This window comes from uncultured Serinicoccus sp. (assembly GCF_947500995.1).
Lineage (GTDB): Bacteria > Actinomycetota > Actinomycetes > Actinomycetales > Dermatophilaceae > Ornithinicoccus.
The window spans coordinates 176,827-198,689 of sequence record NZ_CANMUA010000007.1; the positions used below are offsets into that span (position 1 = coordinate 176,827).

The 21,863-nt window shown below is 74.7% G+C and carries 16 protein-coding genes; 7 read left to right on the forward strand and 9 right to left on the reverse strand.

From position 1 onward, the window contains the following. Nucleotides 1-56: 56 nt before the first annotated feature. A complete protein-coding gene (locus Q0967_RS12285) occupies nucleotides 57-3,263 on the reverse strand; it encodes a UPF0182 family protein (protein ID WP_298750638.1) in 3,207 nt (1,068 codons plus the stop codon). 62 nt (nucleotides 3,264-3,325) lie between these two features. Here Q0967_RS12285 and Q0967_RS12290 point away from each other — a divergent pair, with 62 nt between their 5' ends. Next, complete coding sequence (locus tag Q0967_RS12290) at nucleotides 3,326-3,889, forward strand: PPA1309 family protein (RefSeq protein ID WP_298750640.1); 564 nt, start codon at nucleotides 3,326-3,328, stop codon at nucleotides 3,887-3,889. Between the two features lies 1 nt (nucleotide 3,890). Here the strand turns inward: Q0967_RS12290 and Q0967_RS12295 are convergent, their stop codons facing one another. Together Q0967_RS12295 and Q0967_RS12300 are read right to left on the reverse strand one after the other, a co-directional pair. Beyond that, the gene (locus tag Q0967_RS12295; RefSeq protein ID WP_298750642.1) at nucleotides 3,891-5,051 is read right to left on the reverse strand and encodes a PDZ domain-containing protein; all 1,161 of its coding nucleotides are present in this window, start codon (nucleotides 5,049-5,051) and stop codon (nucleotides 3,891-3,893) included. Further along, nucleotides 5,048-5,476 carry a molybdenum cofactor biosynthesis protein MoaE gene (locus tag Q0967_RS12300; protein ID WP_298750644.1) on the reverse strand — a complete coding sequence of 143 codons (429 nt, stop codon included), beginning with the start codon at nucleotides 5,474-5,476 and terminating at the stop codon, nucleotides 5,048-5,050. Before Q0967_RS12300 ends, Q0967_RS12295 begins: the two co-directional genes overlap by 4 nt. A gap of 185 nt (nucleotides 5,477-5,661) precedes the next feature. Here Q0967_RS12300 and Q0967_RS12305 point away from each other — a divergent pair, with 185 nt between their 5' ends. Both Q0967_RS12305 and Q0967_RS12310 read left to right on the forward strand, forming a co-directional pair. After that, entirely contained in the window at nucleotides 5,662-7,068 is a 1,407-nt protein-coding gene (locus Q0967_RS12305) for a zinc-dependent metalloprotease (RefSeq protein WP_298750646.1), read from the forward strand. A 62-nt stretch (nucleotides 7,069-7,130) separates the two neighbouring features. Continuing rightward, nucleotides 7,131-7,898, forward strand: coding sequence for a hypothetical protein (locus Q0967_RS12310; protein ID WP_298750648.1), 768 nt, complete (start codon nucleotides 7,131-7,133; stop codon nucleotides 7,896-7,898). A gap of 21 nt (nucleotides 7,899-7,919) precedes the next feature. Here the strand turns inward: Q0967_RS12310 and Q0967_RS12315 are convergent, their stop codons facing one another. From Q0967_RS12315 to nudC, 4 genes are all read right to left on the reverse strand, one after another. Continuing rightward, nucleotides 7,920-8,168, reverse strand: coding sequence for a WhiB family transcriptional regulator (locus Q0967_RS12315; protein WP_298750870.1), 249 nt, complete (start codon nucleotides 8,166-8,168; stop codon nucleotides 7,920-7,922). A 235-nt stretch (nucleotides 8,169-8,403) separates the two neighbouring features. After that, on the reverse strand, nucleotides 8,404-8,604 hold the full coding sequence (locus Q0967_RS12320) for a hypothetical protein (RefSeq protein ID WP_298750649.1): 201 nt from the start codon (nucleotides 8,602-8,604) through the stop codon (nucleotides 8,404-8,406). 115 nt (nucleotides 8,605-8,719) lie between these two features. Next, entirely contained in the window at nucleotides 8,720-10,825 is a 2,106-nt protein-coding gene (locus Q0967_RS12325) for an ATP-dependent DNA helicase UvrD2 (protein ID WP_298750652.1), read from the reverse strand. Continuing rightward, on the reverse strand, nucleotides 10,822-11,775 hold the full coding sequence (gene nudC, locus Q0967_RS12330) for an NAD(+) diphosphatase (protein WP_298750654.1): 954 nt from the start codon (nucleotides 11,773-11,775) through the stop codon (nucleotides 10,822-10,824). The genes Q0967_RS12325 and nudC overlap by 4 nt, the downstream gene beginning before the upstream one ends. Before the next feature lie 113 nt (nucleotides 11,776-11,888). Here nudC and Q0967_RS12335 point away from each other — a divergent pair, with 113 nt between their 5' ends. Next, nucleotides 11,889-13,661 (forward strand): phosphotransferase, encoded by a 1,773-nt coding sequence (locus Q0967_RS12335; protein ID WP_298750656.1) that lies wholly within the window; start codon nucleotides 11,889-11,891, stop codon nucleotides 13,659-13,661. Here Q0967_RS12335 and Q0967_RS12340 read toward each other — a convergent pair. Further along, nucleotides 13,625-16,951, reverse strand: coding sequence for an ATP-dependent DNA helicase (locus Q0967_RS12340; RefSeq protein WP_299450307.1), 3,327 nt, complete (start codon nucleotides 16,949-16,951; stop codon nucleotides 13,625-13,627). The genes Q0967_RS12335 and Q0967_RS12340 overlap by 37 nt on opposite strands. After that, on the reverse strand, nucleotides 16,948-20,163 hold the full coding sequence (locus tag Q0967_RS12345) for an ATP-dependent DNA helicase (RefSeq protein WP_298750661.1): 3,216 nt from the start codon (nucleotides 20,161-20,163) through the stop codon (nucleotides 16,948-16,950). Before Q0967_RS12345 ends, Q0967_RS12340 begins: the two co-directional genes overlap by 4 nt. Nucleotides 20,164-20,250: 87 nt before the next feature. Here Q0967_RS12345 and Q0967_RS12350 point away from each other — a divergent pair, with 87 nt between their 5' ends. The 3 genes from Q0967_RS12350 (at nucleotide 20,251) to Q0967_RS12360 (ending at nucleotide 21,622) form a co-directional block, all read left to right on the forward strand. After that, entirely contained in the window at nucleotides 20,251-20,889 is a 639-nt protein-coding gene (locus Q0967_RS12350) for a TetR/AcrR family transcriptional regulator (protein ID WP_298750663.1), read from the forward strand. A gap of 61 nt (nucleotides 20,890-20,950) precedes the next feature. Beyond that, entirely contained in the window at nucleotides 20,951-21,178 is a 228-nt protein-coding gene (locus tag Q0967_RS12355) for a DUF3107 domain-containing protein (protein WP_298750665.1), read from the forward strand. Between the two features lie 174 nt (nucleotides 21,179-21,352). Then, nucleotides 21,353-21,622: a GlsB/YeaQ/YmgE family stress response membrane protein gene (locus Q0967_RS12360; protein WP_298750667.1), complete on the forward strand. Its 270-nt coding sequence runs from the start codon at nucleotides 21,353-21,355 to the stop codon at nucleotides 21,620-21,622. Nucleotides 21,623-21,863: the final 241 nt, after the last annotated feature.

Sequence of the window (21,863 nt, forward strand, 5' to 3'; positions counted from 1 at the left end):
TACGTGATGCCGAGGTGCTCACCAAATCCCGGTCGCGAGACGCCCTATGCCCTCGCTCAGGGCTCCTGCGTCTGGGCCGCTCCGTCGTCGCTCGCGTCCTCCTCGCCGCCGTCGACGCTCACCGAGCCACCCGAGGGGTCGGCGTCGACCGCACGGTCGATGGCCTCCCGCAGCCGCTCCTGGGCCTGGCCGTAGGCCTCCCAGTCGCTCTCCGCGAGGGCGGCCTGACCGTCGTCGTAGGCGGCCTGGATGTCGGCCAGCGCCTGCGCCAGGGCACCCTCGTCGACCTGCCCGGAGCCGCCGTCGCCCTCGTCACCGGACGCCCCGTCCCCGTCGGTGGGGGTACCGGCGTCCCCGGCGTCCCCGGCCGTGGCTCCCGAGTCGCCGCCGAAGAGCTCGTCCAGCGCCCCGTCGAGGGTGTCGGACCAGGCCAGGTCGTTGCCGAAGGCCACCACGACGATGCGCTGCAGCGGGAAGGCGTTGCCGCCCTGGGCCTGCACGTAGACGGGCTCCACGTAGAGCAGCCCGCCCCCGACCGGGAGGGTCAGCAGGTTGCCCATGAGCACCTCTGAGGCCTCGGTGCTCCGGTTGAGGTTGAGGAACTGGGACAGCGTCTGCCCGAAGGCCTCGGAGTTGGCGTCCGAGGAGTTGATGTCGTTCTGGAACTGCCCGGGTCCGCGCACCGTGGTGTCACGGGGCAGCACCAGCATCCGCATCTGCCCGTAGCCGTCGCGCCGTTCGCCGGAGGTCGTGCCGGCGTCGGCGTCCACGGCGACGTACCCGGTGAGGTTCTGCCGCTCGTTGCCTCGCGGGATGTAGGTCGTGGTGAGGCTGAAGGTCGGCTCCTCCTGACCGGGCATCGTCACCGACAGGTAGTGCGGCGGCATGTCCGGCTGGTTCTCGCCCGAGACGGTCGGGTCCTCGGAGACCGCCCAGAAGTCCTGCCCCGTGAAGAAGGACCCGGCGTCGTCCACGTGGTAGCGGGAGAGCACCGAGCGCTGCACCTTGAAGAGGTCCTCGGGGTAGCGCAGGTGCGCCATCAGCTCGCCGTCGATCTCGGAGAGCGGCTGCACGGAGCTGTCGAAGGCCGACGACCACGCCTGCAGCAACGGGTCCTCCTCGTCCCAGGCATACAGGTCGACGCTGCCGTCGTAGGCGTCGACGGTGGCCTTGACCGAGTTGCGGATGTAGTTGACCTGGCCACCGCCGATCGAGGTGACGTTCTCGGCCCCCGTCTGCAGCGAGTCGAGGGTGACCTCGCCCAGCTCCTCCATCTGGCTGTAGGGGTAGCGGTCGCTTACGGTGTAGCCGTCCACGATCCACTTCACCCGGCCGTCGACCACCGCCGGGTAGGGGTTGCCGTCCAGCCGCAGCCACGGCGCCACCCGCTCCACCCGCTCGCGCGGCCCACGGTGGTCGAGCATGCGGGACTCGGTGTTGACCGAGTCCGAGAGCATGATCTCGATCTGCCGGTACTTGATGGCGTAGGCCGCGCGGCGCGCGAAGCTGCCCATGGCGACCCCGCCCCCGCCGCTGTAGGTGTTGCGCACCTCGCCGGTGTCCTGACCGCTCACCGGGTAGTCCAGCTCACGCGGGGGCTGGTCCTCGGGTGCCCCGACGATCGAGTAGTCGGGCGAGGACTCGCCGAAGTAGATGCGCGGCTCGTACTCCCCCAGCCCGCCGACCGGTGGGATGTTGCGCTCGAAGAGGATCGGCTCGCCCTCGGTCGAGCGACGGTTGCCGTAGCTGGCCACGACGCCGAACCCGTGGGTGTAGACGGTGCGGTCGTTGACCCAGTTGCGCTGGTCCGCGGAGATGCCCTCGAGGTTCAGCTCGCGGACCGCGATGACGGTGTCGACCAGCTCGCCGTCGACCTCGTAACGGTCGACGTCGAGGGCCTCGGGGAACTGGTAGTAGTTGCGGACGCCCTGCAGCTGCCGGAACGTCGGGGACACGATGGAGGGGTCCACGATGCGGATGCCGGGGATGGTGTCCGCATCGCTGCGCAGCTGGCCCGGTTCGGCCTCGGTCACGGCGTTGTAGTCGGTCCGCTCGATGTCCTCCAGGTCGTAGGCGCTGAGGGTCGAGTCGATCGCGCGCTGGATGTAGGGCGCCTCCAGCTGGGCCTCCGAGGGGTTGACCCGGAACTGCTGCACCAGCGAGGGGTATGCCCCGCCCAGCACCAGCGCGATGACCAGCAGACCGGCCAGCCCGATGACGGGCAGCCGCCACGTCTTCGTCCAGATGGTGGCGATGAAGAACGCCGCGCAGAGCAGCGCCGCCACCGCGAGGATGCTCCGGGTCGGCAGCAGCGCGTTGACGTCGGTGTAGGTCATGCCCGTGATGCGGGCGTGCTGGGTCATCGACAGCGAGAAGCGCTCGACCCAGTAGCCGGCGGCCCGGACGACGAGGATGAGCCCGAGGAGCACCGCCAGGTGGATGCGCGCCGCCGTCGTCGTGCGCTGGCCGCGGCTGCCTCCCTGCAGCTGGATGCCGCCGTAGATGTAGTGGGTGAGGAGTGCCCCGATGAGGCTGAGCCCCAGGACCAGGGTGGCGAAGGAGATGACCATCTGCCAGAACGGCAGGCTGAAGACGAAGAAGCCGACGTCCATCCCGAACTCGGGGTCGACCTCGCCGAAGGGCTGACGGTGGATGAAGAGCAGCACGGTCTGCCACTGGGCGGCGGCGGCGGTGCCGGCGAACAGCCCGAGCACCGCGGGGACGGCGATGAAGACGAGCCGGCGCACCGGGTCCAGGGCGCTGCGGTAGCGGTCGAGGGCGGCCTGCTCCGGGGTCGAGGGCGCGTAGATGGGCCGCTGCCGCCAGCCGAGCCAGAGGCCGGACCAGACGACGCCGGCCGTGACGACCGCAGCCAGGACGAACAGCCCGACCTGGTAGAGGAGCCGCGTGACGAGCACCTCGCGGAAGCCCAGCGCCTGGAACCACAGCAGGTCGGTCCACAGCGTCGCACCCCAGCCCAGCAGGCTGAGCAGGGCGAGCACGATGAGCACGGTCGGCAGGACGCGCCCTCTCGGCAGTCCTCCGCCACGGCGACCCGAGCGACCCGGGCGGCCGCCTCCACCCCCGCCACCGCCACCGGAGGACGGGCGGCCGGGTCCACCCCCACGGGCTCCGGGGTCCGCGCCGGCGCGCTCCTGAGGCCCGCCCGACCAGGCCTGTCCGGCCGGTCCGCCGCCCACACCGGCGGCACCACCGCCGCTGTCGTCGGGGTCCGGGCCGGGCTCTGGCTCGCGCTCGCTCACCGTTCCAGCGTAACTGCCGCCGCCGTGCTCCCCCGCGGCGACCCGGATGCGACGATGGCGACGTGCCTCCCACCGACCCTGACCCCTCCACGGCCACCGACCCCGCCCGCCCGAGCGCCCTGCTGCGGGCCGCCGTCGACACCGAGAAGCACGTCGCGCGCTCGGGGTGGGACCAGCCGCCCCGGTTGTTCGCGCTCGTGCGGACCGCTCTGCTGCGTGAGCGGGAGCCCTCCCTCGCCGGCCAGCTCAGCGACCCCGAGGACGACGGCTTCACCGCGGTCGAGCAGGAGCGGCTCCCCCCGACCGCCGACCTCGAGTCGCTGCTGGGCCGGATGGCCTGGCCGCCGGACGTCGAGGGCGTCGCCCTGTCGGTCGAGCGGATCGTGGTGCCCCCGGAGGCCGAGCGCGAGCTCCCGCGAGGGCCTCAGGAGGCGACGGACGCCCTCATGGCCCACCCCGACCGCAAGGACGTGCGGCTGCTGGCCGCCTGCCTGCGGGACGGCTCGCGCACCTGCCTGCTGCGTCAGCGCGACTTCGACGAGGACGACGCCGTGGCCGTCGGGCCGGACATCGCCCCCGGCCTCACGCACGCCCTCGCCTCCACCCTCGTCGACGGGACGGACTGACTCAGCCGGTCTGCTCCGCCTGGTCCTCCAGCGCCTCGGCGCAGGTGGGGAAGGAGAGCTCGCTCGCAGACGTGCTCGGGGACTCCTCGAGCTCGACGATGACCTCCAACGCGTCGTCGAAGGTCCCGACAGGGACCACCGTGAGCCCGCCGGGGTCGCTCCCGACGACCTCCGCGCAGTTGTCGCTCGGCGCGAAGAACACCTCGGCGCCGGCGTCGCGGGCGGCATACATCTTCTGGGTGATGCCCCCGATCCCCCCGACCGTCCCGTCGCCGGTGATCGTCCCGGTGCCGGCGATCGAGCGACCCCCGGTGAGCGAGCCGGGGGTGATCTCGTCGTAGACCGCCAGCGAGAACATCAGGCCGGCGCTGGGACCACCGACGTTGCCGGCGTCGATGGTGACCTCGTAGGGGTTGTCGTAGACCGGCGCGAGGTAGACGCCCACGATGGTGCGGCCGCTCTCCTCGTCCAGGCGGGTGGGCACGTCCAGCTCGATCTCCTCGCCCCCGCGGCGGACCGTGACCGGGACCTCCTCCCCGGGCTCCACGGCCTGGATCTGGTCCCGCACGGCCGTGGTGTCGCTGACCTCCTGGCCCGCGACCTGGACGATCTCGTCCTCGACCTCGAGCACCCCGTCGGCGGGGGCGTCGGCGATGACCTGGGCGACGACGACGTTCTCGTCGATCTGCACGCCCTGGGCCCGCAGCGCGACCACGGCGGCGTCGTCCTGGGAGTGCTGCATCAGCTCGGTGTTCTGCTCGCGCACCTGTTCGGCGGTGACGTCCTCGGGGAAGACCTCCTCGCGCGGCACCACGGTCGTCGACGGGTCGATGCTCGCCCGCAGCGCCTCCCACGCGGATACCGTGTCGCCGGGGCCGCCCTGGAGCCGGATGGTGGTGAAGTAGAGGTGGCCGTCGGTGTCGTCGTAGGTGGTGAGCTCGTCGTCCACGCTGACGACGTCCGCCCCGTCGATCTGTCCCAGGGTGTCGTAGACGGGCCCGGGGACGTAGATCACCCGTTGCACCGTGACGAGGTTGAGCACCGACCCCGTCAGCACGCCCGCCGCGACCACGACGAGCAGCGCCGCGGCACTGACGCCGACGCGCGTGTGCGGGGGCTGGCCCGCCCGTCCCTCCGGCCCGGCCTGCACGTCCCCGCTCACAGACCCACCCACTCGTGCTCGTGGCCGTCGAACTGCTGGCGCTTCCAGATGGGTATGCCGCTCTTCAGCTCCTCGATGAGCGTGCGGCCGGCCTCGAAGGCCTCGGCGCGGTGCTCGGCCGCGACGGCGCACACCACGGCGAGGTCCCCCACCTCCAGCGCGCCGACCCGGTGCACGGCATACACCCCGTGCACCTGCTCGTGCTGGGCCACCGAGGTCGCCAACGTGGTCAACCGGTCGGCCGCGTCCGGGTGCGCCGAGTAGTCCAGGCGCGTCACCCCGGAGCGTCCGGAGTCGTGGTCGCGGACGGTCCCCACGAAGATGGTCACGGCGCCCGCCCTGGGGTGCCGCACCGCGCGCAGGGCCTCGTCGACGGACAACGGCGCCTCGCGCACCCCGGCGACGATGCTCTGGTCCTCGCTCATCGCGTCATCATGCCTGATCTGCCTGACCGCTTCCCGGACCGCCCCCGCACGACGGCGGGAACTCTGCCGCCCCCGCCGGTGTTGAGACGAGGGAAGGGACAGCGCGCTCGACCGGTGCCCGGCGTCGCCGTCCGTCTCGTGACAGGCTGGGGCGCCGGAACCCCCGAAGGAGAAGGACGAGGACCGTGTCAGATCAGGACAACCCGGAGCGTCGCGACGAGCCCGACCCGCTCGAGGCGCTGTTCGGCGGGCCGGTCCCGCCCGAGCTGCGCGAGACCCTCAGCTCGATGGGCCTCGGCGACCTCGACCCCGACCAGGTGGCGCAGATGCGCTCCCAGCTCGAGATGCTCATGGGCGGTGGCAGCGGCGGCGACGACGGGCCGGTGAACTCCGAGCTGGCCCGGGACGTGGCCCGGCAGGCCGTGGCCGAGGACGACGCGTCGATCAGCGAGAGCACCCGGCGTGACGTCGAGCAGGTGGTCCAGGTGGCGACCCTGTGGATCGACCAGGTCACCGACCTCCCGCGACCGGAGGGCGCCGCGCTGGCGCTGAGCCGGGCCGAGTGGGTCGAGCGCACCCTCCCCCTGTGGGAACGCCTGACGGCACCGGTGGCCGAGGGTCTGCAGTCCGCGATGACCGCCGCCATGGAGCAGCAGCTCGGGCAGCTGGGCGAGGAGGGCGCTCCCCCCATCCCGGGCCTGCCCCCGGGGATGAACCCGGCGGCGATGATGGGCCAGATGGCGCCCATGGTGCGGCGCATGTCGGCCAGCATGTTCGGCGGCCAGGTCGGACAGGCCGTCGGCACCCTGGCCGGGGAGGTGCTCTCGGGCACCGAGGTGGGCCTGCCGATCCTCGGCGACGAGAGCGTGGCCATCCTGCCGGCCAACGTCGCCGACTTCGCGGACGGTCTCGAGGTCGACGCCGGTGAGCTGCACCTCTACCTCGCCGTGCGCGAGGCGGCCCGGGTGCGGCTCTTCGCCGGGGCGCCCTGGCTGGGACCGCAGCTGCTGACGGCGGTCGAGGAGTACGCCCGCGACATCAGGATCAACACCGAGGGCATCGAGGAGGCGGTCCGCCACGTGGACCCCCAGGACCCGGCGTCGCTCCAGGACGCCCTGGGCGACAGCCTGTTCTCCAACGACCACAGCCCCGCTCAGCAGGCGGCGCTCACCCGGCTCGAGACCCTGCTCGCCCTCGTCGAGGGCTGGGTCGACGTCGTGGCAGCCCAGGCCGTGGGACCGCACCTGCCCCACGCCGAGGCGCTGGCGGAGGCGGTCCGTCGCCGCCGGGCCACCGGCGGTCCGGCCGAGCGGACCTTCGCCTCGCTCGTCGGGCTCGAGCTCCGGCCGCGACGGCTGCGCGACGCCGCCAACCTCTGGGCGGCGCTGGAATCCCGCCACGGTCGCGACGCCCGGGACGAGGCCTGGGGCCACCCCGACGTCGCTCCCACCGGCGCCGACCTCGACGACCCCTTGGGCTACGTGGAGCGGCACGGCGCGCTGACGAAGGGCCTGACGGTCACCGACGAGGACATCGAGCGCCTGCTGAGTGACGGCGAGGGTCCTGGCCCGGAGGGCCGCACGGACACCTGAGGGCCGCACCGGCCTGTGGACAGCCGGCCGGCACGAGGCGCCGGGCGTGGCAGGGTCGGTCCATGACGGGCGACGGGGCGGTCGAGGGCGGGCACCGCTGGTGGCCCCCCGGCGCGGACGGCGCCGTGCAGCTCGGGGTGGGTCCCGGTGCGTGGGCGGTGGCCGGCGGACTGCCCCCGGGACCCGCGGAGACCCTGGGGTGGAGGGTGGTCGAACGGCTCGCGGCCACCCCGGTGCACCGGCACCGCGAGGTGACCGCGACCGACGTCCGTGGTCCTGGCCACCTGGTCGAGACGCTGCGTGCGCCTCTCGCGCACGCGGCGGCCCCGGTCCCCCGGTCGGGTGCTGGTGCCCCCGACCGGCCCCACGACCCCGGCCCACGGCCGGCATCGCCGTCCACGACCGGGCGTGCCGTCGTGACGGTGCACGACCACGTGGTGCCCGTCGGCACGGCCCGGCAGCCCGGGCTGGCCGGCCGGCCGGTCCTGCCCGTGGTCGCCCAGAGCACCCGGGTGGTCATCGGTCCGTGGACGGGCCTGACCGACGGACCGTGCCTGCACTGCCTGGACCTGCACCGCTGCGACCGTGACCCGACCTGGCCGGCCAGGGCCGCCGACCTCGAGGACCCGCTCACGGCCCCGTTGCCACCGGCCGTGCCGGACGAGGTGCTCCGCGTGGTGGTCGCCCTGGTGGTGCTGCTCACCGCACGGGTCCCCGCGACCGCGACCGGCGACGCCCACGAGGTGGGCCCGTGGCACCCGCACCTCGTCACCCGTCGGTGGTCCCGTCACGTCGCCTGCCCGTGGCACGCGGGCACCGGGGTCGGCTGACGACCGCCCCCGGCGCACCGCTCAGGCAGCCACCTCGTCCTTGCGGGGCCGCCCCCGGGGACGCTTGCGCGGCACCACCCGACCCTGCAGCATCAGCTCCCCACCCCACACGCCCCAGGGCTCGCGCCGTTCGAGCGCCCCGGCGAGACACTGCTCACGCAGGGGGCAGGGAGCACAGAGCTCCTTGGCGTGCTCGACCTCCGCGGGGAGCTCGGCGAACCACAGGTCCGCCGGGTGCTCGTGGCACGGCAGGGCCGCGCGGCCGAGCAGGAGCTGAGGTGCGACGGACTCGTGGGTGGCCTCGTGCTCTCGGCGCGCTGCGGGATACACGGTGGTTCCTTCCTGATGTCGGTGCTGCTGGGGTCGTGGGCTGGTCGTCATGGCGTCTGTCTTCCGAGATGGTCGGATCCAGGACCGCCGATGACGCCGGCTGACCGGCGAGCAACGAGAACGGCCGCGGATCCTCAGGCGAGGACTCGCGGCCGGAACGGGAAGGGGAAGCCTTCTACGGTGTCCGTGCTGAGCCCAGGCCCCGGGAGGGGTCGGCAACGTGCGGGAACGACGTCTGCGCGGTTCCGGCGCCGAACGGCGCGGTCGCGGACGTCCCCCCGACGAGGACCGTGGCGCGGGGGCGGACGGTCCGGAGGGTGGACGCGGCGTGCGTCGCTCGGGCGGGGAAGCCGCCGGTGACGATCGTGCTCTCCATCGTGATCCACCCTCCTCTCGGTGCGCGTGACCCCAGGGCGCCGTGGCCGTGGGCTTGACTCGGTCACTGTATGCCCCCCCTCGACCAGGGCGCAACGTCTTTTCGGCGGCCGTCCTCAGCCCGTGGTCGGAGGTGCTCCGGACAGGATCTCCAGCACCGCGTCGCCGTACATCTCCAGCTTGCGCTCCCCCACCCCGGAGACCTGTGACAGTGCGTCCCGGTCGGCCGGCACCTGCTCGGCGATCGCGACCAGGGTGGCGTCGGTGAAGACGACGTAGGCGGGCACGCTACCCTCTGCCGCCACCCCGCGGCGCCACTCCCGCAGCGCGGTGAAGGTCGCCTCGTCGTAGGTGGGCGGGCATGCGCCGCACCGGCCGATCTTGCGCTCCCCCGCCGCCGCGAGGACGGCGCCGCAGGACCGACAGGTCCGCGGCGGTCGCGGGGCGCGGCGGCCCCGCTCGCGCGCGCCGGCCGCCCGCCGCCCGGACTGCGCCCCCGCCCCGAGGACCCCCGCGGCCGATGCGAGGAAGGGTGAGACCTTGCGGCTCGCCCGCCCACCCGGGCTGCGCGCCCCGGCCCAGCTCACGGCGAGCCGGTGGCGGGCGCGGGTGAGCCCGACGTAGAGGAGGCGGCGCTCCTCCTCCACCCGTTCGGGCGTGTCGGCGAGGGTGATGGGCAGCAGCCCGTCGCTGGCCCCGACGAGGAAGACCGCGTCCCACTCCAGGCCCTTGGCGGCGTGCAGCGAGGCCAGGGTGATGCCCTGCACGGTCGGCGCGTGCTGCTCCTGGGCGCGCCGGTCCAGCTCGGCCACCAGGTCCGACGTCCGCGCAGCCGGGGCCTGCTCGACGAGGGAGTCCGCCAGCAGCGCGAGCGCCTGCAGGCTCTCCCACCGCTCCCGCACCGCGCCGGAGCCCTCCGGCGGCCTCGGCGCCCAGCCGGCGCCCGCCAGGACGTGCCGGACCAGGTCGCCCAGAGGTTGGGTGCCGTCGTCCGAGCGCACCGCCGCGCGCAGGAGCACGACCGCGTTGCGCACCTCGGCACGGGAGAAGAAGCGTTCGCCGCCGCGCACGAGGTAGGGGATCCCGGCGCGGGCGAGCGCGCTCTCGATCACCTCCGACTGGCTGTTGGTGCGGTAGAGCACCGCGATCTCGCTGGCCTCCTTCCCGGTGTCCATCAGGGCCCGGACGCCGTCGGCGACCCCCGCTGCCTCGGCCTCGTCGTCGGGGTAGGAGGTGAGGACGGGGGTCGGGCCGTCGGCCGCCTGCGCCACGAGGTCGGCCGAGGTGTCCCGCTGCCGACCGCCCGATGCCAGCACCAGGTTGGCCAGGTGCACGATCTGGGGGGTGCTGCGGTAGTTGCGGACGAGGCGCACGCGTCGCGCGTCCGGATGCAGCCGGGCGAAGCCGAGCAGGTGGTCGGCGCTCGCCCCGGTGAAGGAGTAGATGGACTGCGCGGGGTCCCCCACGACGCAGACGTCGTCACGCCGCCCCCGCCACAGCTCGAGCAGCTGCTGCTGCAGCGGGTTGACGTCCTGGTACTCGTCGACGACGAAGTGGCGGTACTGGTCGTGGATCGCGGCGGCGATCTGCGGGTGCTCGTCCAGCATGCCGACGGTGAGCAGCAGGACGTCCTCGAAGTCGATGACGTGACGCTCCGAGCACACCTCGTGGTAGGTCTCCAGGAGCCGGGCCATGGCGGTCGCGTCGAGGTCGGCGACCGACCGGCGCAGGATGCTGGCCCGCGCCGCGTAGGTCTGGGCGGTCAGCATGGAGACCTTGGCCCACTCGATCTCGGACGCGACGTCGCGCAGGGCGGCCCGGTCCAGGCGGAGCCGGAGGCGACCGGCGGCCTCCGCCACCGCGGGTGCCTTGTGGGCGACCACCGTCGGCGGCGGCCCGCCCACCGCCTGCGGCCAGAAGAACTGCAGCTGGCGCAGGGCTGCGGCATGGAACGTGCGCGCCTGGACCCCACGCACGCCCAGGCCCCGCAGGCGGGTCCGCATCTCCCCCGCGGCGCGTGCCGTGAAGGTCACGGCGAGGAGCCGGTCGGGGGGGTAGGCGCCGCTCGCGACCCCGTAAGCGATGCGGTGGGTGATGGCCCGGGTCTTGCCGGTGCCGGCGCCGGCGAGCACGACCATCGGCCCCAGCGGCGCGGCCGCCACCTGCCGCTGCTCAGGGTCGAGACCGTCCAGGATGGTGTCGGCGTCCGGCGCCGCGCTCACCGGGGCACCGCGGGACCGTGCCCCGGCAGCGGCCCGCCGAACCACTCCTCGATGAGCCGGTGGGCGATGGAGACGCGGGAGGGCAGGGTGAACCGACCGTCCTGGAGACCCTCGGTCAGCTGGTCCCGGGTGTACCAGGACGCGGACCGCAGCTCGCTCTCCTGGATGGTGAGGTCCGTCTGCCCGGTCCGGGCGCGGAAGGCGAGCATCAACGAGCCCGGGAAGGGCCAGGGCTGGTTGCCCCGGTAGACCAGGCCGTCGACCTGCACGCCGACCTCCTCCTCCACCTCCCGGGCGACCGCCGCCTCCAGGGACTCGCCCGCCTCGACGAACCCGGCGAGGACGGACAACCTCCCCTCGGGCCACGGGATGCCGGTGGCGAGCAGGAGCCGGTCGTCCGGGTCCGTGACCGCCATGATGACGGCGGGGTCGGTGCGCGGGTGGTGCTCCGACCCGTCGGTCGGGCAGCGGCGCAGCCATCCCCCCTGCACCACCTGCGTCGCTGCCCCGCACCGGGGGCAGTGACCGTGGCGGTCGTGCCAGGCCCGCAGCGCTGTCGCGGCCGTGAGCAGCCCGGCGTCACGGTCGTCGAGGTCGGCGCCGACCTCCCGGAGGCCCGCCCAGGTCACCTCCTCGCGGCCGCCCCTGTGGTCGTCGGCCTCCGGTGCGGCGCGATCGGCCGTCACCGCCACGTAGTCGACCCCGGCGTCCCGTCCGAGGAACCACGGCTCGTCGTCGTGGTCGGCGTCGCCCTCGCGAGGCGCCCGCAACAGCAGCCGCGTGGGGTCGTGCAGGACCGCCACCGCGTCCCCGCGCAGCTCCAGGACGCGCGTCCCCGGGCGCTGGAGGACAGCACCCAGCTCGGTGTCGTCGGTCCGCACCCGCGCGAGGCGGTCCACCCGGGACCGGGAGAGGGCCAGGTCCAGAAAGGTCTCGTCGGCAGCGCTCACCCGGACACTGTAGGTCCCGGGACTGACGGTGCCGCGGCGCCGGGGGCGGGCCGCTTCGGGGACGTGCCGGTGGAATGACGCCCCGGGTGGAGGACACGGCATACGGTGGGGGCGTGAAGCGCACCGACCTGGCCCTCGCTGCCCTCGCGAGCGCCGCCGTCCCGGGGATGAAGCCGGTGACCGTGGCCCGGATGAGCGTCGAGAGGGGGGCCGAGACCGAGCTCGAGCAGGCCGTGGTCGAGGACGCCACCGGTCGGCGGTGGCTGGTCCGCTCACCCCTGACCGCGATCGCCGGCGCGCGGTTGCACCGCAACGACGAGCTGGTCCGACAGCTCGCCAGGCACCTCCCGTTCAAGGTTCCCGCCGCTGCCGGCTACGCCGCGGTCGGCCGGGAGGGCCACGCTGCCGTCTACCCCCACGTGGAGGGTGCCACCCTCGACTTCACCCGCCTCCCGGCGGGGGCCGGGCTCGCCCACGCCGTGGGCCGAGCCGTCGCCGCCATCCACAACATCCCTGCAGCGGTCTTCGAGGAGCAGGACGTCCCCTCGTTCGACGCCGCCGACTGGCGACAGCGCCTCATCGCCGAGGTGGACCGTGCCGCCGAGACGGGTCGGGTACCCACCAGGCTCCTCGGCCGCTGGGAGGAGGCCTTCGACGCCTCACCCCTGTGGCAGTTCGCCAGCACCCCGGTGCACGGCTCCTTCCGTGGCGCCACCGTCGTCGTGACCTTCGCCGACGACGAGGCCGACAGCGGGCGTGTAGTGGCGGTGACCGACTGGGACGAGGCCATGGTGGGCGACCCGGCGACCGACCTCGCCGAGATCTACTCCCAGGCGTCCCCGGAGGCCTGGGAGTCGGTGCTGGACAGCTACGCCCTGGCTCGCGCGCAGCGCCCCGACCCCTACCTGCACGCCCGGGCCCGCTTCCTGTCGGAGACCGGCCGGCTGCGCGGGCTCGCGCAGCACGTGGCCTCCGGCGACGAGGAGTCGGCCCGGCGGGTCGTCGAGGCGCTGCGCCGCATGGACCGCCTCACCGAGGACGAGGACTCCCTGGTGCCCGCGACCGCCCGGGCGGGTGGGGCAGCGGTCGCGGCTGCCGGCCACCCGGACCGCGCGGCGGTGACGGCACCCACCGGCGGGTCGGGCACGGACGGGGCCGGCCCCGGCCTCGAGGCAGGTCCGTCCTGGTCCTCCGAGGAGCGTGGGCAGGACGTCGACCTCGACGACGAGGGGATGCCGGCGGTCGGGGCGTGGTCGGGCGACGAGGGTGATCTCCCCGAGCCCTCCGAGGGTGGCGGGGAGGCGGACGAGGAGGACGACGACCTCGACAGCGAGGACCCCGCTGCGCGGCCCGACCCCTACCTCGACGACGGCGACCCCGACCCGCACCCGGACGACCAGGTCGCCGGTCCCCACCCGTGGTCCGGCACCGGCGACGGCACTGACGACGACGCGGACATCACCACGGAGGTGCCGGTCGTCCGCCCTGTCGGCGCCCCCGGCGACCTGGCCGACGGACGGGCACCAGCCGGGGTGGACCGCACCCCCGAGGACGGAGCCCCCGACCCGGTGGACACCGCCGCCCCGCACGCCGGGACGGTCGACACCCCCGAGCCCGTCGACACTCCCGAGACGGTCGACATCCCGGAGACGGTCGACACAGCCGACCCCGAGGACAGCCCCGGTCCGGCGGCCGAGCCGGCGGACCCCTCGGCCGCAGGACCGGCCGGATCCCTCCCTGGGGCTGAGGAGTCGTCCGGCACGCCCCCTGACGGTGCGCGGGAGGCCGACGCCACGGACGCGCCGGAGGACGTCGAGCTCCTCGACGACGACACCCGGCTGCACGAGCTCTACGGCATGCCCTCGGAGGAGGACCGGGACCGCTGACCGTCCCCCGGTGGTCCCTGCTCGGTGGCCGGAGGACCCTCGTCCAGGAGCTGGGCGAGCTCGGCCTCCGTGGGCAGCGGCGGCCGGACCGTCGTGCCCGTCGCGGCGTAGAAGAAGGCCGCCCGCACCTCGTCCAGCGCCAGCCCGCGGAGCCGCGCGTAGGCCACGCGGTAGACGGCCAGCTGGACCGTCCGGGCCCGCTGCTGGGCCGGACTCCCGGGCGTCCCCGTCTTCCAGTCCACCACCGTCACACCGCCGTCGGCGTCGCCGAAGACGGCGTCGATGCGGCCTGCCACCGTGCGCCCGGCCAGCGTCGTCTGGAGCGGCACCTCTACCGCCAGCGGGACCCGGTCCGCCCACTCGCTGGCGAGGAAGTGCCGCTGCAGGGTGCCGAGCCCGGACACCGCGTCGGCGGGGTCGGACCCGCTGTCCGGGTCGTCCAGGTCGACGAGGGTGGCCGCGGCATAGTGCCGCTCCACCCAGGCGTGGAAGAGCGTGCCGACCCGTGTCCTGGGCCTGGGCGGCGCGGGCATCGGACGGCGGAGGTCCCGCAGGTATGCCTCACGGTCGGTCGCCAGCGCCACCACCGCCGACGTGGACAGGTGTCCGGGGAGCTGCGGGCCGTCCGGACGGGTGTGCCGGTCGGCGCGCTCGGCGAGCAGCAGGTCGACCGTCTCGACCCAGGGGTCGGTGGCGGCGTCGCCGCGGCTCCCGGGAGGGCCGCCGACGGCCCCCGCCGCGACGAGGGCGGCCGCGACGTCCCGGACCGTCTCCCGTCGATCCTCACGCTGGACCGGCCACTGCGCCGCCGTCTGCTCGCCCAGGCGGGGGTTCTGCAGCTCCTCCCCGGGGTCGGGCATGTCCGCCCACGGCCCGACCACGGCCCCTGGCAGGGCTGCGACCTCGTCGAGGAAGCGTGAGCTCACCCTGGGCTGCTTGCCGGTCGACCACACGGGGGCGGTGAGCAGCAGTCGCTGCCTGGCCCGCGTCGTCGCCACGTAGGCGAGGCGCCGCTCCTCCTGGACGCCGAACCGTCCCTGGTCCAGGGCGAGCTGTGCCAGCGCGGCCCGCAGCGCTCGGGTGTCGGGGATCCGCGCCCAGTCCAGGTCCGGCCGCCCCTCTCGGTCACCTCGCAGCGGGGTCGGCAGGCGTCCGATGCCCGCCAACCACCCGTTGTCGGTCCGTTCCTTGGTGCGCCAGTGACCGTCCCGGTGCTCCGGCGTGACCCGCCCCGAGGGGAAGACGCCCTCGACCAGGCCGGGGACCGCCACCGCGTCCCACTCCAGACCCTTGGCGGCGTGCACCGTGAGGACCTGGACCGCCGTCGCGTCGACCGACACCTCGGCCAGCTCGGGGGTCTCGGCGTCCTCCAGCCCGCGCTGGTGCTCCCGCGCGGCGTCGAGCCAGTGCAGGAAGGCACCGAGGGTGGCCCGGTCCGCCCCGTGGTCGAACCCGGCGGCGACCTCGACGAGAGCGTCCAGCGGCGCGCGCCCCCAGGTGGGGTGCAGGTCCGGGTCGGCGGCCACCTCGATGTCGAGCCCGAGCAACCGCTCGGCCTCGGACACCAGGTCGGGCAGCGGGAGACCGGCGAGGGACCGCACGCGGCGGAGCACCTCGGCGAGCCAGGACACCCGGTCGCGGCCACGGGGCGACAGGCGCTGGCCCTCCTGGCCCGTCCAGGACTCGCTCGGCACGTGCTCGAGGGCCTCGGCCAGCACGGGCGCGTGCTCACGTTCCCGGGCCACCACGCCACCCGCCGCCCGGGCCAGCTCGCGCGCCCGCGCCCACAGGGCGTCCAGGTCCGCCGCACCCAGACGCCCGACCGGTCCGGCGAGCAGGCGCATCACCTGGTCGCCGCGCGTGGGTTCCTGCGCCACCCACAGCAGGGCGACGAGGTCGAGGACCTCGGGCGTGTCCAGCAGCCCGCCCAGGCCGACCACCTCGACCGGCAGTCCGCGCCGGCGCAACGCGTCGACCACCGGCCCGAACTGCGCGCGGGTGCGGCAGAGGACGGCCGCCGTGGCCCCGCTCGCGGACCGGGCACGCACCCACTCCGCCACGTGCTCGGCCTCGGCCACGTGGTCGACCAGGCGGGCCACCTCCACCGTCCCGGACCCGGCTCCTGGTCGCGGGTGCAGCGTGGCCACGGGCACCGCGGTCTCCTCGCGCAACGGCCCGGCCACGGCGTTGGCCGCGCCCAGCACCAGCTCGTCGTTGCGCCAGGAGGTGCTCAGCTGCAGGACCTCCGCCGGGCGCCCGTCGACCGCGAACTGCTGCGGGAACCGGGTGAGGGTCGTGGCGCTCGCCCCGCGCCAGCCGTAGATGGACTGGTGCGGGTCGCCCACCGCGGTGACCGGCATCGCCAGACCCGAGAAGAGCGAGGTGAGCAGCACGAGCTGGGCCTCGGAGGTGTCCTGGAACTCGTCCAGCAGCACGGCGGCATACCGGCTGCGTTCGGTGGCACCGACCACGGGCACGTCCCGGGCGAGGCGGGCAGCCAACGCCATCTGGTCGCCGAAGTCCAGGGCCCCGCGCTCCGCCTTGGCGCGACGGTAGGCGAGCACGAGCGGGTAGAGGCAGGCCTGCTGACGCAGGGTCGCGGCGAGGTCCCCCCCGGCCTTGAGAGGACGGCCCTCGTGCGGGAGGTCCTCGTAGCGTTCCGCCAGCTCCAGCAGCAGCTGCTCGGCGGTCTGGGGCTCCACCAGGTGCTCGCCGAGCTCGCCCGACAGCGCGATCACGGCGCGGACCACGGTGCTCGGCGCGCGGTCCATCGACGTCATGTCCCCGTCGTAGCGGCTGACGACGTCGTGCGCGAGCTGCCAGCAGGCGGCCTCGGAGAGCAGCACGGCGTCGGGCTCGACGCCGAGGCGCAGCCCGTGCTCGCTGACGAGGCGGCCGGCGTAGGCGTGGTAGGTCGAGATGGTCGGCAGGTCGAACCCGTCGCCGCCCCCCGGCGCCGTCTGAGGGCCGACCGCGACCGGCTCGCCCGACCAGAGTCCAGCCTCCCGGAGCCGGCGCAGCTTGCCCGTGAGCCGGGTCGTCAGCTCCACCGAGGCCTTGCGGGTGAACGTGAGTCCGAGCACGTCCTGGGGCGCCACCAGGCCGTTGGCGACCAACCACAGCACCCGCGAGGCCATGGTCTCCGTCTTGCCCGAGCCTGCCCCGGCGACGACGACGCCGGGCAGCAGGGGCGCGGTGATGACGGCTGCCTGCTCCGGGGTGGGTTCCGGGGTCCCCAGCGCCTGTGCCAGGTCCTGGGGGGAGAAGCGGGGGCCGCTCGACCCGCTCACCGTTCGCGGCCCTCGGGCTGCAACGGACAGGCGAACCGCGCCGGGCACCGGCGGCAGGCCCGCTCCTGGTCCCACGCGGTGAACTCGGCCCCGGCCATGCGCGTGGCGGCGTCCTGGATCGTGGACAGTGCCCACTGGGGGTCGTCCGCGGAGGTCAACGGCGGTTGCGACCGCTCGACCGTGCCCGACGCCCCCAGCTGCACGAGCCGGGCGCCTCCGCTCGCGGCACCCAGGTCGGCGAAGGCCCCGTGCGACACCGCGACCTGGTATGCCGCGAGCTGGGCGTGCCGGTCCACGTCCGCCCGAGGGACGGGGGTGCGCCCCGTCTTGAGGTCGGCGACGACGAGCGCACCGTCGGCCTGCCGTTCGAGGCGGTCCACCGCTCCCGTCAGCCGGGGCTCCCGGGCGCCCTCACCCTCCCCCGGTGGCAGCGCCACCGACAGGTCCAGCTCGGCACCCACGAGCTCGCGCCCGGCGGCCCGGGCGTCGCGGACGTAGGAGACGTAGCGCTCCAGCATGCGGTGCGCGTCCTGGCGGGTGCGGTCCGAGACCCATCCGTCGACGAGCCCCAGGTCCGCCCACCGGCGGTCCAGCTCGGCGACCAGCTCGCCGGCCGGAGCGTCGGGCCGGGTGGCGACGATGTCGTGCACCAGGGTCCCCAACGCAGCGCCGGAGGCCTCCCCGGTCTCGGCCCCCCTCGAGGTGAGGAACCACCTCAGCTCGCAGTCCAGGAACGTCTGCAGCCGGGACGGGGAGACACGGACCGGCCCCTCCGGCTGGACGGGCGACGTGCTGGACAGCTCGCGCAGGTCCCACCACGCCGCCGGGTCGGCCCCCGGCACCTGCTCACGTGCCAGCCGCACCAGCAGCTCGACGGCCGCCGTCCGGGCGGGCCGGTCGCCGTCGCGGTGGGCCCGGACGGCGGTGCGGCGCAGCTCACCGGCCAGGCCGCGCAGGGTGAGGGGCGGCGGCACCTCCACCGGGGGGCGGTCCCGGAACCCGGGGTCGACGAGGTCCAGCAGGGCGGAGGGCTGGTCGTCGGTGCTGGCCGTGGCCGTCACCAGCACCTCCTCCTGGGCACGGGTCAGCGCGACGTGGAACTGGCGCAGCTCGTCCGAGCGCACGGCGGCCTGGGCGTGCCGCCACGCCTCGGTGCCCGTCACCGGACGGCCCTCGACAGCGGCCACCAGCGCCTGGGACCCCAGCAGCGAGTCCCGCAGGCGGAGGTCCGGCCAGACCCCCTCCTGCACCCCGACGACGGCGACCCGGCGCCACCGGCGGCCGGCCGCCGAGTGAGGGGTGAGGATCTCCACGGCAGCGGGCTGCTGGCCCCCCACCACCAGCGTGTCGGCGGCGACCTCCGCCCCCCGCACGGTGTCGAGGAAGGTCCTGGCCCGGGCCCCCGGGAGCCGGTCCACGTGGTCCTCCGCCGCGGCGAACAGGACGAGGACCGCGTCGAGGTCGCGGTCGGCCCGCGCACCCAACGGCCCTCCGGCAAGCGCCTGACGGGACCACGTCCTCGCGAGCCCGCTCCGGGCCCAGAGCGCCCAGAGGACCTCGTCCGGCCCCGGGAGGCCAGGCACACCGCGCGGTCGGTGCTCGGTCGCGGGAGTCGCCTCCGACGCCTCGCCCCGCACGGTCGCCACCACGACGTCGCGTCCGGCCTGCAGGATCTCCGCCACCCGTCGCAGGGCCTGCAGCTCGACGGGGACGTCGTGCGGGGCCTGCCGTCGCAGGTCCGGGTCGCCGAGGCGCAGGGCCAGCAGCTCGTCCGCACCCCGGCTCCCGCCCTCGGCCAGCTCGGCGGCCCGGACCTGCCTGCGCAACCGGCGCAGCCCCACCGGGTCCAGCCCCCCCAGGGGGCCGGTCAACAGGTCGACGGCCTCCTGCGGGGCGAGGGACCACCCCGGGTCGTCGTCGCCCCCCCGGGTCACCACGTCCAGGGCCAGGAGCAGCGGACGCACGGCAGGGTCCGACCCGAGCGGCACCGACGAGCGGTCCGCCCGCACGGGGACGCCCCCGGACGCGAGCGCCCGGCGGAGAGTGGCCTGCTGCGCGCGGCTGCGGGCCACCACGGCGAGCTCCTGCCACGGCACCCCGTCGAGGAGGTGCGCCTGTCGCAGCCACCGGGCCACCAGCGCCGCCTCCTGGGCCGAGCTGCGGGTCACGTGGACCCGGACCGCCCCCGGGCGCTCACCGTGGGCGGGTCGGCGCTGGCCTGCAGCACCCACCACGCCGATGCGCTCGGCCACCCGGTCGGCCGCCCGTCCGACGTCGCCGTCCACACCGTGCTGGGTGCCCAGGGTCAGGGTCGTCGGCCCTGCGGCTCCCGACCAGCGACGGGCCAGCGCCAGGAAGGCGCCCGGGACCGCACCGCGGAAGCCCTGGACGGCGGAGTCGGGATCACCCACGAGCACGCTGTCCACCCCAGGGGGGCGCACCGCGTCGAGCAGGCGGGCCGCGGACGCGGTGAGCTCCTGCGCGTCGTCGACCAGGAGGGCCCCCACCCGGCGGTGCACCAGGGCGCGGAGGTCGGGGTCGCTCTCCAGCGCCTCCGCCGCGGCCGTGGTGATCCAGGCGGGGTCGTAGCTGCCCGGCTGCGCGAGCGCGGTGACCTGGTCGTACTCCTCCAGCACCGCTCCAGCGCACGCCCACTCCGGCCGGTCGTGGGCCTGCGCGAGGACCTCGAGGTCCTCGCGTCCCACGCCGTGCTCGACCGCACGCATGAGCAGGTCGCGCAGCTGGGCCCGGAACCCGTCCGTGCGGCGGGCCCGGTCGAGCTCCTCGGGCCAGGGCGGGCCGCCACCGTCCGCCTCGTGCCCCGCGAGCAGCTCGCGCAGCACGGCGTCCTGCTCGGCCCCCGAGATCAACCGCGGCATCGGCCCGTCCTCCCGTGCCGCGGACAGCCGCAGCACGGAGAACGCCAGGGATGCGGCGGTCCGCGCGAGCGGCTCGGTGTGGGTGGTGGCGAGGTCCTGGCCGATGTGAGCGCGCAGGCGGCCGGCCCCCTGCCGGGTCGCGGCGACGACGAGGCAGCGGTCCGGCTCCAGCCCCTCGCGCAGCCGGGCCTGCGCCTGGGCGACGACGACGGTGCTGCGGCCGGTCCCGGGGGCCCCCAGGACGAGGAGCACGCCGCCGCGGTGCTCCACGGCGCGACGCTGGTCCGGGTCGTCGACCGGCGGTCTCGGCGGGGCGGTCTGCGGTCGAGCCATGGGGCCATCACATCACCCGGTGCCGACAGACCGCCCCCGCGCGGTCCGGTGGGCCTACGATGGGAGGATCGAGAAGGAGGGAGCCCCGTGACCAGCCCCCTGACCCCCGAACGACGAGTGCGCCTGCCCCGAGGGGAGCGCCGGGCCCAGCTGCTCGGCGCCGCCCTGGAGGCGTTCGCCGAGTCCGGGTACCACGCCACCGCCATGGACGACATCGCCGACCGTGCCGGGGTCAGCAAACCGGTGCTCTACCAGCACTTCGACAGCAAGCTCGACCTGTACGTCGCGATCGCGGAGTCGGTGGCCGCCGACGTCGTCCGGCGGATCGAGGCGGCGCTCGCGTCCGACGAGGGCAACCAGGCCCGGATCTCGGGGTGCCTCAGCAGCTTCTTCGAGTTCGTCGAGCAGCCGTCGTCCGGCTATCCGGTGCTCTTCCGCTCCGACATGACGTCCGACCCCTCCGTGGCCAGCATCCTGGAGCGCACCCGCCGGGCCTGCGGTGAGTCCATGGGCCGGGTGCTGGCGGAGGAGACCGAGCTCAGCTGGGACGAGTGCGTCCTGCTCGGGACGACCATGGCCGGGATGGCGCAGGCCGCCGCCGTCGCCTGGTACGACCGCCGAGGCAGCGTGAGCCGGGAACGCGTCCTGGAGCTGCTCTCGACCATCGCCTGGCGCGGGTTCGGCGCGGTGCCCCCGCGCGCCAGGGTGGTCTCGGTCCCGGGCTAGGCTGGGTCGTGCCCCGCATCCGGGGTTGCACCCACTGCCACTCGACAGGGAGGAACCCACCGTGGAGGTCCGCATCGGAGTCCGGGACGTCGGACGCGAGGTCACCTTCGAGTCGGCGCAGACGCCGGCCGCCGTCCGCCAGGTCGTGACGGAGGCGCTCAGCGGCGACTCCGCGGTCCTCGAGCTCGAGGACGAGAAGGGTCAGACGATCATCGTGCCCACCGCGACCATCGCCTACGTCGAGATCGGTGTGCAGGAGAAGGGGCGCGTGGGCTTCGGGACCCACTGAAGCCCGTCCGGCGGTCACGGGATCGTCACGACATGGCCTCGACCGGACGTGTCGGTTGGTGTTCCTGCCGCGCGATCCCTACTGTGAGGGCGATCTTCGCGGGAGCGTGCTCACGCGTCGATCACCCAGAGGGCTTTCTCCTCCTGGGCTGACTTGTGCGAAAGGGTCATACCCATGATCACCACCATCATCGTCGCTCTCATCGTCGGCTGCATCGTCGGCCCCCTCGCCCGGCTGATCCTGCCGGGAGACCAGAACATCTCCGTCCCCATGACCGTCCTGCTGGGCGCCGTCGGATCGCTCATCGGCTCCTGGGTCGGGGCCAACTTCCTCGGGACCAGCGGTGCGCAGTTCAGCTTCTGGGGCCTCATCCTCGGCACGGTCTTCGCGATCGTCGCCGTGATGGGCTACATCGCGGTCACCCGCCGCAAGGCTGTGCGCTGACCGCGCGCTGACCCAGCCCGTCCGGACGGCGCGTCCCCCCGTGGGAGGCGCGCCGTCCGGCGCGTCCGGTCCCGGACGGCCTCTCGGGTAGGCTGGAGGCTGTACACCGGTGCCCGGTCGGCCGTCATGCCACGATGGTCAGACGGTTGTTCGCGGGTCGGGCGAATGGCCCGGCCCCTTTCATCGCCCCAGTTCCCGATCGGCCCGGACCAGCCCGACGTCACCTCGTCGGGAGCTGGCC